Annotated in this window: 12 protein-coding genes; all 12 read right to left on the bottom strand. The window is 67.2% G+C overall.

Features of this window, described 5'->3' with window-relative positions; translation table 11 throughout:
• Nucleotides 1-366 precede the first annotated feature (366 nt).
• On the bottom strand, nucleotides 367-1,824 hold the full coding sequence (locus AVL48_RS27595) for a right-handed parallel beta-helix repeat-containing protein (protein WP_061980026.1): 1,458 nt from the start codon (nucleotides 1,822-1,824) through the stop codon (nucleotides 367-369).
• A 56-nt stretch (nucleotides 1,825-1,880) separates the two neighbouring features.
• Nucleotides 1,881-3,257: a right-handed parallel beta-helix repeat-containing protein gene (locus AVL48_RS27600; protein ID WP_061980025.1), complete on the bottom strand. Its 1,377-nt coding sequence runs from the start codon at nucleotides 3,255-3,257 to the stop codon at nucleotides 1,881-1,883.
• A 119-nt stretch (nucleotides 3,258-3,376) separates the two neighbouring features.
• Nucleotides 3,377-4,693 carry a glutamate-1-semialdehyde 2,1-aminomutase gene (locus tag AVL48_RS27605; RefSeq protein ID WP_074038210.1) on the bottom strand — a complete coding sequence of 439 codons (1,317 nt, stop codon included), beginning with the start codon at nucleotides 4,691-4,693 and terminating at the stop codon, nucleotides 3,377-3,379.
• Nucleotides 4,694-4,700: 7 nt separating this feature from the next.
• Nucleotides 4,701-5,249, bottom strand: a complete 549-nt coding sequence (locus AVL48_RS27610) for a dTDP-4-dehydrorhamnose 3,5-epimerase family protein (RefSeq protein ID WP_061980023.1) — start codon at nucleotides 5,247-5,249, stop codon at nucleotides 4,701-4,703.
• Nucleotides 5,246-6,433 (bottom strand): polysaccharide pyruvyl transferase family protein, encoded by a 1,188-nt coding sequence (locus tag AVL48_RS27615; protein ID WP_061980022.1) that lies wholly within the window; start codon nucleotides 6,431-6,433, stop codon nucleotides 5,246-5,248. Before AVL48_RS27615 ends, AVL48_RS27610 begins: the two co-directional genes overlap by 4 nt.
• Nucleotides 6,430-7,380 carry a glycosyltransferase family 2 protein gene (locus tag AVL48_RS27620; RefSeq protein WP_061980021.1) on the bottom strand — a complete coding sequence of 317 codons (951 nt, stop codon included), beginning with the start codon at nucleotides 7,378-7,380 and terminating at the stop codon, nucleotides 6,430-6,432. The genes AVL48_RS27615 and AVL48_RS27620 overlap by 4 nt, the downstream gene beginning before the upstream one ends.
• Before the next feature lie 147 nt (nucleotides 7,381-7,527).
• Nucleotides 7,528-8,826, bottom strand: coding sequence for an MATE family efflux transporter (locus AVL48_RS27625; RefSeq protein WP_061980020.1), 1,299 nt, complete (start codon nucleotides 8,824-8,826; stop codon nucleotides 7,528-7,530).
• Between the two features lie 4 nt (nucleotides 8,827-8,830).
• Nucleotides 8,831-10,105, bottom strand: a complete 1,275-nt coding sequence (locus AVL48_RS27630; protein ID WP_061980019.1) for a DUF4910 domain-containing protein — start codon at nucleotides 10,103-10,105, stop codon at nucleotides 8,831-8,833.
• Nucleotides 10,105-11,127 carry an NAD-dependent epimerase/dehydratase family protein gene (locus tag AVL48_RS27635; RefSeq protein WP_061980018.1) on the bottom strand — a complete coding sequence of 341 codons (1,023 nt, stop codon included), beginning with the start codon at nucleotides 11,125-11,127 and terminating at the stop codon, nucleotides 10,105-10,107. Before AVL48_RS27635 ends, AVL48_RS27630 begins: the two co-directional genes overlap by 1 nt.
• Nucleotides 11,128-11,132: 5 nt before the next feature.
• Nucleotides 11,133-11,786 (bottom strand): PIG-L deacetylase family protein, encoded by a 654-nt coding sequence (locus AVL48_RS27640; protein WP_061980017.1) that lies wholly within the window; start codon nucleotides 11,784-11,786, stop codon nucleotides 11,133-11,135.
• Nucleotides 11,783-12,580: a glycosyltransferase family protein gene (locus tag AVL48_RS27645; RefSeq protein WP_061980016.1), complete on the bottom strand. Its 798-nt coding sequence runs from the start codon at nucleotides 12,578-12,580 to the stop codon at nucleotides 11,783-11,785. The genes AVL48_RS27640 and AVL48_RS27645 overlap by 4 nt, the downstream gene beginning before the upstream one ends.
• Nucleotides 12,577-13,812: a class I SAM-dependent methyltransferase gene (locus AVL48_RS27650; RefSeq protein ID WP_061980015.1), complete on the bottom strand. Its 1,236-nt coding sequence runs from the start codon at nucleotides 13,810-13,812 to the stop codon at nucleotides 12,577-12,579. Before AVL48_RS27650 ends, AVL48_RS27645 begins: the two co-directional genes overlap by 4 nt.
• Nucleotides 13,813-13,827 lie beyond the last annotated feature (15 nt).

Consider the following 13,827-nt stretch of genomic DNA (forward strand, 5'->3'; position numbering starts at 1 on the left):
AGACCATGACCACGCAGCGCCCATAGACCGGTCAGGAGCGCGTTTTCGCGACCATGGAGAAGCGCCGCCTGTAGCCGCTGTTCGTTGGTAGGTTCTCCACTGTGGAGCAGAACGATCCCAGGTAGAAGGCGTTGCCAGGGACCGCCGGAAGCGCACCGGCGTGAGATGGTCCTGCCCGGCACACCGGCGGCCTCGAGCGCGGCCGCGCGAACCACCATCGGGCCTTGGGTCAGTAGAGGGTCGGTCGACCAGGTTCCTCGTCGCACCCGATCACAGTGCACTCGCCCACCGACAAAATCCGTTCTTTGGGTGCACGAACGGTCCTGTCATCTCATTTTCTTCGCGAACGTGGAGGATCCGGGACGCTCAACGTCCCGAATCCTCCACGCTCGCGCCCGCATCCTGTGAGTAAGGAGCCCCCTGCCACTCCGAAAACCCCACCGTCCGCGAAGTGTCGTGCACGACGAAACGCCAATCGCCCGAGTAAGCGTTGTCGTACCACCGGTTCTCCTGCCGAAAGGTCACCGCGTCCGAAACGGTAGAGCCCCGGTACGGCGACCAGTCCGGATAGGTCCCGAAATTCGCCAAAAGTGCCATCCGTCCGCAAAACCCCGAGCATCCGGAACCGATCCGGAAACGGTTGCCGTGAATGGAAACGCGCTGCGTCTTCCACCGGCAATCGTCGTAGAGCGGTTTCGAAGCGATGCCGGGCGAAGAACAGGAAGAGACCGAAGGTACGAGAAGCGTGCAGGAGCCCGAAGAAGTGTTCGCCGGGCTGTTGCAGAAGCGGTCCGCGTTCTCCCACAGGGTGATTCCGGCCCAGTTGTCCTCGAAGACGTTGTCCGTGATCTCCACCAGCGAAGTCCTGGCCCGCACCCGGGGCTCACCGCCGGACTCCGAGATGTACACCGTCCCGACCGGGAAGTCGTCGCCCCGCGCGGCGAAGGCGCGCCCCTGCACCAGGGTGTTGCGCCGGAAGGTGTTCCCTCGGACGACGAGGTTGTAGGAGATCTCGTAGAACAGCGCCTCCGCCTCGTTGTCCTCGATCACGTTGTCCTCGATGAGGAAGTCGTTGTTGTTCGTGTCCGCCCACAGTCCCGCGCCGTGGTTGTGGTGGACCCAGTTGCCGCGGACGTCGGCGCCGTCGACGGCCCAGAATTTGACGCCGCCGCTGCAGCCGCAACCGGGGACCTTCTTCTCCCAGTCGTCGGTGTTGTTCCCGCTGATCTCGTTGCCCTCGACGACCAGCCCGGTGATCCCGTCGCCGGCGCGATAGGCGTTGATTCCGTACTGCCCGTTGTTCCGCAGGCAGTTTCGCAGGATCTGCTGACGCGGTCCCGCCATCATCGCGGCGCCGCGGTTGTCTTCGATGGTGTTGCCTTCGATGGTCCAGTGCGCACCGGAGTCGTGGTTGACCACTCCCTGATCCTGCGGCGCCATGAAACCGCGGATCGTGAGGCCGCGGATGACGACGTCGCTTGCCTGCTGGGTGAAGGCGTAGCGGTTGACGCCCGCGCCGTCCAAGATCGCGCCGGGTGCGCCGAGGTAGGCGTTGCCGTCCTTCGGGATGATCTGGCCGAACTCGTCCGGGTCCAGCTTGTGCGTGCCCTTGGCCAGCCAGAACGTCGTGCCTGCCGGGAGTTCACGCGTCTTCGCGGAAAGATCCGTCCCCGGTTCGACTACCACGGCATGGTCCGGTTTCGGCGGGCTCGCCGGTCCCGCTTCGCAGACCGCGACAGGAGAAGCCGCGGCCGGTGCGGTCACGACGACTCCTGTCGCGAGGATCAGCGACAGAACCAGGGACAGGGGTCTCCACGTTGGCATACCGGAAACGGTAAGCCACTATGGACGGTCCCAGACGGACACTTACAGGTGAACCTTCAGCAGGTCTCCGTCTCCCCGAACCCGCTGCAGGTGTCCTGCAGATAGGGCGCGGCCTGCCATTGCGCCGCGGTCAGCCGCCGCGACGTGTCATGGGCGACGAACGTCCAAGGACCGTAGTACTTGTTTTCGTACCACCGGTTCTCCTGCCGGAAGGTGATCGCCTCCGAGATCACCGCGCCGCGGTACGGCGACCACGCCGGGAAGGTCCCGTAGTTCGAGAGCACCGCCATCCGTCCGCAGAGGCCGAGGCAGCCTTCCATGGACGAATCGATCTCGAACGTGTTCTCGTGCACCGAAACGCGTTGGGTCTTCCATCGGCAGTCGCTGTACAGCGGCTCGGTGGCGATTCCCGGATCGGAGCAGCTGGACGTCGATGAGACCAACGCCGTACACGAGAGCGTGGAGGTGTTGGCCGGGCTGTTGCAGAACCGGTCGGCGTTCTCCCACAGCGTGATCCCCGACCAGTTGTCGGAGAACATGTTGCCCCGGATGTCGATCCGGCTGGTCCTGGCGGGCAACCTCGGCTCCCCGCCCGATTCGCTGAGGTACACCGCCGCGACCGGGAAGTTGTCGCCCTTCGCCGCCCGGGTGCGGCCCTGGACCAGCGCGTTGCGGTTGAACGTGTTCCCGATCAGCTCCAGGTTGTAGGAGATCTCGTAGAACAGCCCCTCGGACGCGTTGTCCTCGATCAGGTTTTCCTCGATGAGGAAATCGTTGTTGTTCGTGTCGGCCCAGAGCCCGACACCGTGGTTGTGGTGTACCCAGTTGCCGCGGATGTCGGCGCCGTTCACGGACCAGAATTTCGCCCCGCCGCTGCAGCCGCAGCCCGGGAGCTTCGCTTCCCAATCGCCGGTGTTGTTCCCGGAGATCTCGTTGCCTTCGATGAGCAGATCGCTCAATCCGGCGCCGAAGCGGTAGGCGTTGATGCCGTACTGCCCGTTGTTCCGCAGGCAGTTCCCGATCACCCGCTGGCCGGATCCGGTCATCATCGCGGCGCCGTCGTTGTCCTCGATGACGTTGCCCTCGATGGTCCAGCGGTCACCGGAGTCGTGGTTCACCACACCCTGATCGCGTTCGGCGACGAAACGGCGGATGGTCAGCCCCCGGATCACGACGTCCTTGGCCGACGTCGTGAAGGCCGCCCGGTTGAGTCCGCGGCCGTCCAAAACGGCTCCCGGTGCGCCGAGGTAGACGTTGCCGTCCTTGGGCATCACCTGCCCGTACTGGTCGGAACTCAAGGTGTGCGTGCCGGGCGCCAGCCAGAACACGCTCCCCGGCGGGCTGAACCGGGTCTTGTCGGTCAGATCGGTTCCCGGTTCGACGACCTGGGCGCCTTCCGGTGCGGAAGGGACGCCGACAGTCGTGTCGCACACCCCTCGGGCCGGCTCTGGAGTCGCCACCGCTGTGGTTTCAACGGCGACCTGGAGCAGTAATACCGACAGCGCGACGCGGAGCGCGCGAGAGCCGGCCGAGCGAGATGCGATCCCTGGACTCATACCCTTCTCCGAAATACCGGCTTCACCGGACGGCCACCCAGCCACGGCGCCGGATCATCCGCGTCGAGTGCTTTGCGGTACACGAGGCACGCCTGCGATACCACTTCGACAGTCCGGTCGATGTCTTCTTCGGACAGTGCGCTGCTGACCACGAACGACGGTCCGAGGACCCCGCCCGTGACCAGTTGCCGCAGGAACAACGTTCGGTAGTCCTGCGACGGTTTCTTTTCCGCGTCGAGCGTGCCGAAGACGAGGTTGCTCGCCCGGCCGCGCACGACGACGTGTTCTCCGACCCCGGCCGACGCCGCGACTTCGCGGACCCCGGCGGCGAGCCGGTCGCCGAGCGCGTGCAGCCGCGCGGCGATGCCTTCTTCGGTGTAGGTCTCCATGACCGCGATCGCGGCGGCCAAGGAATGCGTCTCGGCGCCGTGTGTGGTGGACAGCAGGAAGACGCGCTCCCCGGCGGTGCGGAGTCCGCCGAGTTCCATCAGTTCGCGCTTGCCGGCCAACGCCGAGACGGCGAACCCGTTCCCGAGTGCTTTCCCGAACGTCGAAAGATCCGGCGTTACCCCGTACATCCCCTGCGCTCCGGCCTCCGACCAGCGGAAACCCGTGATCATCTCGTCGAAGACGAGCACGCAGCCGTACCGGTCGGCGAGTTCGCGGAGGCCGATGAGGTAGGCGGGCGGGGGTTCCTGCTGAGTGGCCGCCTCCAGGATCAGGCAGGCGACCCGGCCCGCGTGCTCCCGCAGCAACGCTTCCGTCGCCGCGAGGTCGCCGTAGGGGAACGACACGGTCAGGTCGCTGACCTCGGCCGGAATCCCCGACGACATCGGCGTGGTGCCGATGAACCAGTCGTCGATGGAGAAGAACGCGTGGTCGCGGCAGATCGCCACCAACGGCCTGCCGGTGGCGGCCCTGGCCAGCTTGACCGCGGCCGTGGTGGCGTCCGAACCGTTCTTGGCGAACTTGACCATCTCCGCGGTGGGAACGGTCTCCAGGAACTTCGCCGCCGCCTTCTCCTCCACAATGGACGGTCGGGCGAAGTTGGCACCCCGGTCGATCTCGCGGTGGGCGGCTTCGCTGACCCGGGGGTGCACGTGCCCGAGGCTGACCGCGCGCAGCCCCGAGCCGTACTCGATGTAGGAGTTCCCGTCGACGTCCCAGACGTGCGCGCCACGACCGTGGGAGATGACCGGTGCCAGGTTCTCCGGGTACTGGTCGTCACCCTTGGCGTAGGTGTGGGCGCCTCCGGGGATCATCGCGTGGAGACGCTCGTTGGCCCGCATGGATCGGGGAAGATGCCGGGTCACTTCTCTCTCACCTCATGTTCTGTAGTACCGCGGAGAGCGGAAGAGCCTGCCGGTCCCGTGCCGAGACGAACGCGGCCGGGAGGGGCCAGGGGATCGCGAGATCGGGGTCGTCGTAGGCGATGGCGACGTCTTCGGCCGGATCGTGCGCGCGGTCGATCCGGTAGGAGACGTCGGCGTACTCGGTCAGCGCCTGGAACCCATGCGCGCAGCCCGCCGGGATGTACAGCGAGACCTGGGTCTCCCCGGTGAGGTCGAACGTCTCCTTGCCGAGGTAGGTCGGGGAATCGGGACGGAGGTCGACGACGACGTCGAAGACGGCGCCCCACGAACACCGGACCAGTTTCGCCTCGCCGAGGCCCGAGCGGAGATGCATTCCGCGCAAAACTCCCTGGCGGGACCGCGAAACACTGTCCTGGAGGAACCCGTTCGGGTCGATTCCCACCGACCGGACGACGTCGGCGTCGAACGTGCGGCTGAAGAACCCGCGTTCGTCGACGTGCGGCGTCGGCTCGAACAGGTACGCGCCCGCGATGGCTGGCACCGGTATCGCCTTCATCGGACTCCCATCGGCAGGAAGGCGGAGGACAGTTCGGAGAACTGCCGTTCCAGCAGTCGCGCCTGCTCCGCGCCGCGTTTCGCCAGGATCTCGGACAGTTCGTCGGCGCGGCTCTCGAGTTCGGCGAACTGGCGTATCAGCGCGTCGAAGTCGATCTCCTTGGCCGACTGGCAGAACTCGCCGAGGCCCAGTTCGGTCATGAGGACGTCGTTCTTGCGGGCGTACCCGATGGACAACGTCGGTTTCGCCAGCTTCAGCGCGCACAGCACGTTGTGGTAGCGGGTGGCGACCACCGTCTCGACCGCCGACATCGCCCGCAGTAGCTCGTCCAAAGTGGACGTGTCGGCCGCCGAGATCAGCGGCGAACCGAGTTCCGTGATGATCTCGGTCACGACCTGCCGGTCGGCCTGATCGCCGATGAACAACCGGACCTGACGGCCGTCGGCGACCAGCTTGGCCACGAACCGGGTCATTTTGTCCACATAGGACTCATAGATCTCGTCGGCCCGTGCGCGGTCGTCGTTCCCGCCGTAGTAGGCCATCACCCCGACGCCGACCGCTCCCGGGTACGCCGGTTCCGACGGCACCGGGAGGGCGAAGGCCAGGTCGGGATAGACGTGGTCGCGGGTGACGTCCACGCCCATTTCGCGCATGGCGTCGCGGGACGGCTCGTCCCGGTAGGACCGGAACGCCGCCAGTCGCGCGGCCCAGCCGATGATCGTCCGGGTGGCCCGGTGCCCGCTCACGTTGGCGCCGACGCTGACGAGCGCGACCTTGGTGCCGACGAGCCTGCCGGATGCCGACAGCAGCAACAGGGCGTACGGGAAACCCCAAGGCCGCAAGGGAAGGGTGGATTCGAGGACACCCATCCCCGGCACGATCACCACGTCCTGGCGCCGCACCCACGCCGCCGTGCGGACGACGTCGACGAGCTTGCCGAGCGCCTTCATGGCGATGGACAGCGGACCGGAAGCCGTCCGGTATTCACCCCGGTACCAGTTCAACGCGGTCGTCTCGAGCCCGTAACGTGACGTGACGATTTCCGGACCCCCGCACATCACGTGGAGCGCGGCGTCCGGATGTTCCGCCCGCAGATACCCGAGAACCGCCTCGAAGGAGCCGTCGTTGCCGAGGTTCCCGGAACCGAGGAGGCCGAACAGCCCGATTCTCGCGGGCGGGCTCAAGGGATTCTTCCCTCCTGGCCGGCGACGACCGACACCACGGAGACTTCGCGCGGCCCGAGTTCGGCCTCGGCCTGCACCGGCATCCGGCCCATGGCCGGGTTACCCGCCCGGTTCAGCATCCATTGCCGCAGGTACCGGAAGCATTCGCGTTTCTCCGCGCCGGAGATCGGCGCGTTGCGGATCGCCTTGACGTAGCCGAGGACGTACTCGCCGAGCAGCCGGACCATCGGGTGACGCAGTTTGTCGGCGCGTTTGGGGTCCAGGTTGCTGGCGCGTTTGCGCACGGTCGGGTACTCGTGCTCGGAGCGGCCGGGGTGGTCGCGGCGGAAGTACAGCCAGTCCGGCACCTGGTGGAACCGGCCGTGCAGGGCCAGTTCCGAGATGATCGTCCGGTCCGCGTGGTGGTAGCTGTCCAGCGGCGCGACGCGGCGCAGGACCTCGGTGCGGATGACCGCGCCGTCGTCGTCCCCGCCGGGCGCGAACAGCGTGCTGCGGAAACGTTCCGCGGCGTGCGGCGAGACGGTGTTGAGCGGGTACTCCAGCGCCTGCGTGACGATGCCCTTCTCGTCGATCATCGCCGTCCACGAGTGCGACAGCACGAACTCGGGGTGCTCGTCGAGCGCTTCGATGCAGCGCTCCAGCAGGTCGCGCGCGTAGAGGTCGTCGTCGGAAGCCCACTTGAACAGCTCGCCGCGGGCGACGTCCACGCAGTAGTTGTGGTTGGGCGCGCAGCCGATGTTCACCGGTTGGCGCACATAGCGCACGCGGGAATCCAGCTTCGCGTACGCACGGCTGATCTCTTCGGTGCGGTCCGTGGACGCGTTGTCCGAGATGATCAGCTCGAAGTTCTCGTAGCTTTGGCCGAGGAGTGCGTCCAGCGATTCGGCGAGGTAGTCCTCGCCGTTGTAGACGGGGAGCCCGATGCTCAGCCGAGGAGCGGTGCTCATGACGTCCTCATTTCTTCCTTCTCCGAGTGTCTATGGGTGAACCCGCGACCGCGATCGACGTCGGCAGGGCGCCGGTTGGCGGCCACGTCCCGGTGGAAGGGAAGGGCACCCTGCCACCGCGATAGCGGGGCCTTCGGCCGGGCGGGTTCACGTGCTGCTCACTTTCGGCGGATGCGTTTCAGCTCCGCCGTCCTTCTCCGAAATGAAATGTGCCTTCAACGCGGCATGCAGCTGAAGCCACCACACCGCAGACCCGCTGGTGATCGCCAGCGCGACCCCCCAAGCGGATCCGGGCGCCCCGGCCAAGAAGGCGCCAATGAGCCCGAAGCCGACATAGCCGGCGGAGTTGATCAGCTGGGCGCGAAGGCTCCGTTTCGCAGCGCCGAGCGCACGCAGTCCGGCGGCCGCCCCGGTGTTGAATCCCGCCGCGGCGATACCGATGGTCACCGGGAGGATCAGTTCCGAAGCGGGATCCCAGACGTCGCCGAGGACGAACCGGCCGGCGTCGTGGGGTACCAGAAGCAAGGCGAAGCCCCAAAGCAGGGCCGCGGCCGCCTGACCCGCGCCGAGAACGGCGCAGAAGTGCCGGAGCCGATGCGGGGCCCGTTGGAGCACCCGCGCGCCTTCGGCCACCGTGGCCAGGGAAAGTCCCATCAACAGGGCGAAGAACGGCCCGAGGAGCAGCTCGGCACCCCGCACCGCCCCGACGCTCGCCAGCCCCGCGATCGCGCCGAGGCCGTACATCCGCAGTTGTGACGAGCCGCTGTTGCTGACGTTTTCGATCAGGTACCGCGTACCGAGATCGCGGTGCCGGTTGAGCCATTCGAGGGTGCCGCGCGGTGCGGGCCGGACCCCCGACTGCAGGCAGCCGTATCCGGCGGCGACCGCTCCCGACAGGCCCCACGCCAGGATGAAGGCGACGACCGTGTCGAACCACCGGTGCGCGACGAACAGGGCCGGGACCAGCGCGAGGCCCCACACGACGTCGTTGACGAACGCCTTCTTGCCGTGTCCCGCGGCGAAGAAGCTGAACCGCCAGGCGTCCTGCAGCAACAGCGCCGGGATGACGATGCCGAGCGCGACGAACGCGCCACCGATGTCTTCGCCGACCAGAAGACCGACGACGACGCTGATCGCGCCGGACACGACACCCGCGGTGAGCGCGGTCCCGGTCGCCCTGGCGGTCGCGGCGCGCCAGGAGTCGGTGGACACGCCGGAGAACCGCACCATCAGCGGATCCGTCGTCAGCCCGCGCGAGAGGTTGAGCACCACGCCGTAGGTGACCCAGGCGAGGCTGAACATGCCGAACGCCGTCGTGCCGAGCGAACGGGCGACGTAGAGACCGACGATGAAGTTGGTGATGCTGGAGACGGCCTGATCGCCGAGACCCCAGCTGAGCCGTCCGGCCATGGCCCGGACGGCCTGGGAACGCAGAAGTGATCGCATGGGCTCAGTCCTTGAGCAATCCGGCGTCGTGCAGCGCCCGGGCGGCGGCGGCGACGGAATCGAACGGCAGCCCGGACCGCTCGGCGACGTCGAGCAGGCTGTGCTCGCCGTCGGAGAGGTTGAGCACCCAGAGCATCGCCATCTGGGCTTGTTTGGCGTCGCTCCGGCCGCCGAGCGAGTCGTACAGCCCACGCTTGCCGAGCTGCGGCTCGCCGTAAGGACTGAGGTTGAGGTAGCGGCGGTTGCGGTCGAGGACGGCGAAGGTGTCCCGCAAGGTCCGCAGGGTCTCCTCCATCGCCTCGGTCGAGACGAACTCGAGGTTGTCCGCCGACGTGTGGTACTCGGGGTAACCCGCGTACGGCGTCCTCGTCAAGGATCCGACACCGAGGTTGAAGCCGGGGGAGCAGAACTGGCGTTCGTCGTAGCCGTACGGCGAGAAGTCCACGATCTTGTGCGCGCGATCGGCGAGTACGTACGCGAGTACGCGGTCGATCTCGGCGTCGCCTCGGCGGCTTCGCTTGTAGGTCAGCGAACCCGGGTCACCGGCGCACGCGAGCACGAGTCCCGCCTTGATCCGGTCGACACGATCCTGGTTGCGCGCGAGCCAGGTGATGGCGCCGATCGTGCCCGGCATGAACAGGAACCGGTAGGTGTAATGGGGATTCTCCAGCGTCTGGGCGAAGGCGGCCGCGATCGCGATCCCGGCGACGTTGTCGTTCGCCAGTGAGGGATGGCAGGTGTGGCAGGAGACGATCACCTCGTCGGCGACCTCGCCCGGTACGACGTGCTCGGCGTAGGTGAGGTGCCCATCGTCCAAAGTGGAATCGATATGCACCTCGTACTCGCCGTCCGGCAGCGCGTCGAGGGTCTCCTGCGCCAGGCAGAAACCCCACGTCGGCGAGTAGTAGCTGGTCCGGTACGGCACCAAGGACGGCTGTTCGGGCAGCGTGTGCAGGTGTTCGCGCAGCTCGGTGAGTGACATCTTCCGCGACACCGGGACGCTGTAGCCGACGACGTGCAGGTTCGACTCCTGGAAGTCGACGACACGGCGGCCGGAGGCGTCCTTGATGTACGCGTCGCGGATGTTCCACTCCTGCGGCACGGTCCAGTCCAGTACCCGGGTGCCGGTGGCGACTTCGTGGATCTCCAGCGGGATGTGCTCGCCGACGATCTCCAGCGTGCGGCGGACGCCGTCGCCGGTGATGCTGCGGCACAGCGGATACAGGCGCGCGACCAGCTCCCGCAGGTCGGCGCCCGTCTCCAGGTCCCGGTACGTCATCAGCGACGCCGCAAGGTGTCGTCGAGCTCGCCGGCGGCGGTGCGGTCCTGCAACCGCGCCAGCCGGGTGAACAGGCGCTGGAAGCCGTGTTCGGTGAGGCCGTGGGTCCGGTAGGCCTCGATCAGTTCGAGGGCGCCGTCCTTGACCGACCAGTCGCACTCGAAGCCAGGGATCGCCGCGCGGAACCGGGAGAAGTCGACCCGGTAGGAGCGCGGGTCCGCGCCCGCCTCGCCGGTGATCCGCAGCGTCGAGCCGGGAACGGCCTCGACGACCTCTTCGGCGATTTCGGCGACGGTCACGTTGTTGCGTTCGGTGCCGATGTTGAACGCCTTGCCGTGCACTGCTTCCCTGGGCGCTTCCAGTGCCGCGGTGAAGGCCCGCGCGATGTCCTTGGCGTGCACCAGCGGCCGCCACGGCGTGCCGTCCGACAGCACCAGCACCTCACCGGACAGGTGGGCGTGCGCGGTGAGGTTGTTGAGCACGATGTCGCCGCGCAGCCGGGGCGAGAAGCCGAACGCGGTGGCGTTGCGCAGGTACACCGGGCTGAAGTCGTCGTCGGCGAGTTCCTGGACGTCGTCCTCGACCCGCACCTTCGACTCGGCGTACGGCGTCACCGGGCGCAGCGGCGCGTCCTCGTCGACCAGGCCGTCGCCGCCCGACGCGCCGTAGACCGAGCATGTCGACGCGTAGAGGTACCGCTTGACCCCGGCGTCCTTCGCCAGCTTGGCGAGCCGGACCGAAGCGTGGTGGTTGATGTCGTAGGTCAGTTCCGGCGCCAGCGAACCGAGCGGGTCGTTGGACAGCGCGCCCAGGTGGATCACGGCGTCCATCCCGGTCACGTGCTCGGCCGTGACGTCACGGAGGTCGACCTCGTAGCCCTCGGGATCTTCGGGCCGGGGGCCCAGCACGCAGGTGTCGTAGAGACCGGAGTCGAGCCCGATCACCTCGTGGCCGGCGGCGGCCAGCACCGGGGCCATCACCGTGCCGAGGTAACCCTTGTGCCCGGTCAGCAGCACACGCATGGCTTTCAGCCTTTCGAGGAGAGATCGAGCGTCAGTTTCTTGAGGTCGAAGGCCTCCGCGTACCGCTGCCCGCATTCGATACCGCGGATGCGGGCGAGGCCGAGGAAGGCTTCCCGGTCGTACCAAGGACGGTGCCGTTGCGAGGCGTAGTGCTCCTGCAGCAGGCGGACTTTCTCCTCGGCACGTTCGGGCGAGAGCGGGACGTACGCGGTCGGCTTGCCGAGGTCGCCGTCCCATTTGGCGATTTCGTACTCCAGCTGGAGATGGGTGCGGAACACCGTCGGCACCAGCGTCGCCAGGCCGCGGTGATCCTGATGCGCGTCGGCCGTGCGCGGCGAGAGGACGAGGTCCGGATCCGTGCGGCGACGCAGCTCCTCCAGCCCGTTCTTGGCCTCTTCCCAGTGCGCGGGGAGACGGCCGTCGGGCAGTTTGAGCACGGTGACCTCGACGTCGGCGTCCGGGCAGAAGGCCGCGAGCGCGGCGCGCTCCTCGGCCTCCCGTTCGGTGCCGCCGCCGGACAGGACGAGCGCGTCGACCCGGACGCCCGGATTCCGGTCGCAAATGGTCAGCAAACTGCCGCCCGCGCCGATGGCGATGTCGTCACAATGCGCGCCGAGCGCGACGATCCGCTCGAGCCTGCCGGTACCGAGTCCGATCACGCGATGCCCACCGGTGCCGGTTCGTGTTCCCACAACGCCCACGGGCGATTGCCGTGCGCGTAGGCCTCGTCGAGCTGGACCCGTTCCTTGACCGTGTCGGTCGGCTTCCAGAAGCCGCGGTACGGGTACGCGAGCAGCTTCCCCCGCTTGGCGAGTTCCCCGCAGCCGTCGGCGACCAGGTCGCCGCCTTGGGGGATGTGGTCGAAGACCTCCTGGCGCAGTACGAAGTACCCGCCGTTCTCCCACAGCGGCATCTCGCTGACCGGGGTCAGCGCGCCGATCCGGCCGTCCTCGCCCATTTCGACGCAGTGAAACGACGACTGCGGTGGCACGACCATCATCGAGGCGCCGGCGTCGGAGTTCGACAACCGCTCGATCATGTCCGGCAGCGGGGCGTCGGTGAGGACGTCGGCGTAGTTGGCGAGGAACATCTCGTCGCCTTCGAGGTACGGGCGCACCCGGCGCAGCCGCTCCCCGATGGCCGATTCGAGACCGGTCTGCACGAAGGAGATCGACCAGTCCGCGATGTCGGTCGACAGCAGTTCCGCCTTGCCGTTGCGCAGGACGAAGTCGTTGGAGGTGGTCTCCTGGTAGTTGAGGAAGAACTCCTTGATGTGGTGCGCGCCGTACCCGAGACAGAGGATGAACTCGGTGTGGCCGAAATGCGCGTAGTACCGCATCACGTGCCAGATCAGGGGTCTGGGGCCGACCATGGCCATCGGCTTGGGCACGTCGGACGCGTCACCGTTGCGCATCCGCATGCCGTAGCCGCCGCAGAAGAGGACTACCTTCACGACTTCACCTCGACGATTTCCAGGTGCGGGATGGGGAAGACCAGTTTTCCGCCCCAATCGTCCACAAAAGACAACTGGGCGGTCAGTTCCTTCCGGAGGTTCCACGGAAGGACGAGCACGTAGTCGGGCCGGTCCGCCTCGATGCGCTCCGGCGGGAGGATGGGGATCCGGGTGCCGGGGGTGAACCGGCCGTGCTTGTACGGGTTGCGGTCGACGGTGTACCGCAGGACGTCCGGGCGGATGCCGCAGTGGTTCAGCAGCGTGTTGCCCTTGCCCGGGGCGCCGTAACCGACGACGGTCTTGCCTTCGAGCGCCGCGTCGGTGAGGAACTTGTTCAGGTCGAGCCGGACCTTGGTGACCCGCTCGGAGAATTCGGTGTAGCCGGACATTTCGTGCAGACCGGCGGCCTTTTCGGCATCGAGGACCTGCATCATCCGCTCGCTCGGCTCACCGGCGACGGCGTCCGGACGCGCCCACAGCCGGATGGAACCGCCGTGGGTGGGGAGGAGTTCGACGTCCACAACGGACAATCCGCCGCGCGAAAGCGCCCGGCGCGCGGATTCCACCGTGTAGTACTGGAAGTGCTCGTGGTAGATCGTGTCGTACTGGTTCTCCTGGATCAGTGTCAGCAGATGCTGGACCTCGATGCTGACCCAGCCGTCGTCGGCGACGAGGGCGCGGAGTCCCTCCGTGAACCCGATGATGTCCGGAATGTGCGCGTAAACGTTGTTCGCCACGACGAGGTCGGCGGGACCGTGCTCCTCACGGACCTCGCGTCCGGTTTCGGAACTGAGGAAGGCGGTCTTCGTCGGCACCCCGGCGTCACGCGCGGCTTGGCCCACGTTCACCGAAGGTTCCACTCCCAGACAGCGGATCTGCTGCGACACCACGTGTTTCAGCAGATAGCCGTCGTTGCTGGCGACCTCGACGACGAACGAGGACTCGTCGAGTCCGAGCCGCTCGACGGCGCTGTCCACGAACGTCTTGGCGTGTTCGACCCAGGAGGCGGAATACGACGAAAAGTACGCGTATTCGGTGAATGTCTCTTCCGGGGTGATCAGCGGCGGGATCTGGGCCAGCCAGCACTCGGTGCAGACCAGCAGGTGCAGCGGATAGGTCGGCTCCGGTTCCGCGAGCTGCTCGGCGGTCAGGAAACGCTCGCACGGCGGCGTCGCCCCGAGGTCGACGACACTGGCGAGATGGGCCGAGCCGCAGAGTCGGCAGGTGGTCATCGAGAGGCTCCTTGG

The organism is Amycolatopsis regifaucium, from assembly GCF_001613935.1.
Classification (GTDB): Bacteria; Actinomycetota; Actinomycetes; order Mycobacteriales; family Pseudonocardiaceae; genus Amycolatopsis; species Amycolatopsis regifaucium.

Bases quoted from the DNA above. Each gene is read 5' to 3' on its own strand.
- AVL48_RS27620 (WP_061980021.1), bottom strand. From the start codon at position 7,380: ATGAGCACCGCTCCTCGGCTGAGCATCGGGCTCCCCGTCTACAACGGC.
- AVL48_RS27630 (WP_061980019.1), bottom strand. From the start codon at position 10,105: ATGACGTACCGGGACCTGGAGACGGGCGCCGACCTGCGGGAGCTGGTC.
- AVL48_RS27625 (WP_061980020.1), bottom strand. From the start codon at position 8,826: ATGCGATCACTTCTGCGTTCCCAGGCCGTCCGGGCCATGGCCGGACGG.
- AVL48_RS27650 (WP_061980015.1), bottom strand. From the start codon at position 13,812: ATGACCACCTGCCGACTCTGCGGCTCGGCCCATCTCGCCAGTGTCGTC.
- AVL48_RS27595 (WP_061980026.1), bottom strand. From the start codon at position 1,824: ATGCCAACGTGGAGACCCCTGTCCCTGGTTCTGTCGCTGATCCTCGCG.
- AVL48_RS27610 (WP_061980023.1), bottom strand. From the start codon at position 5,249: ATGAAGGCGATACCGGTGCCAGCCATCGCGGGCGCGTACCTGTTCGAG.
- AVL48_RS27635 (WP_061980018.1), bottom strand. From the start codon at position 11,127: ATGCGTGTGCTGCTGACCGGGCACAAGGGTTACCTCGGCACGGTGATG.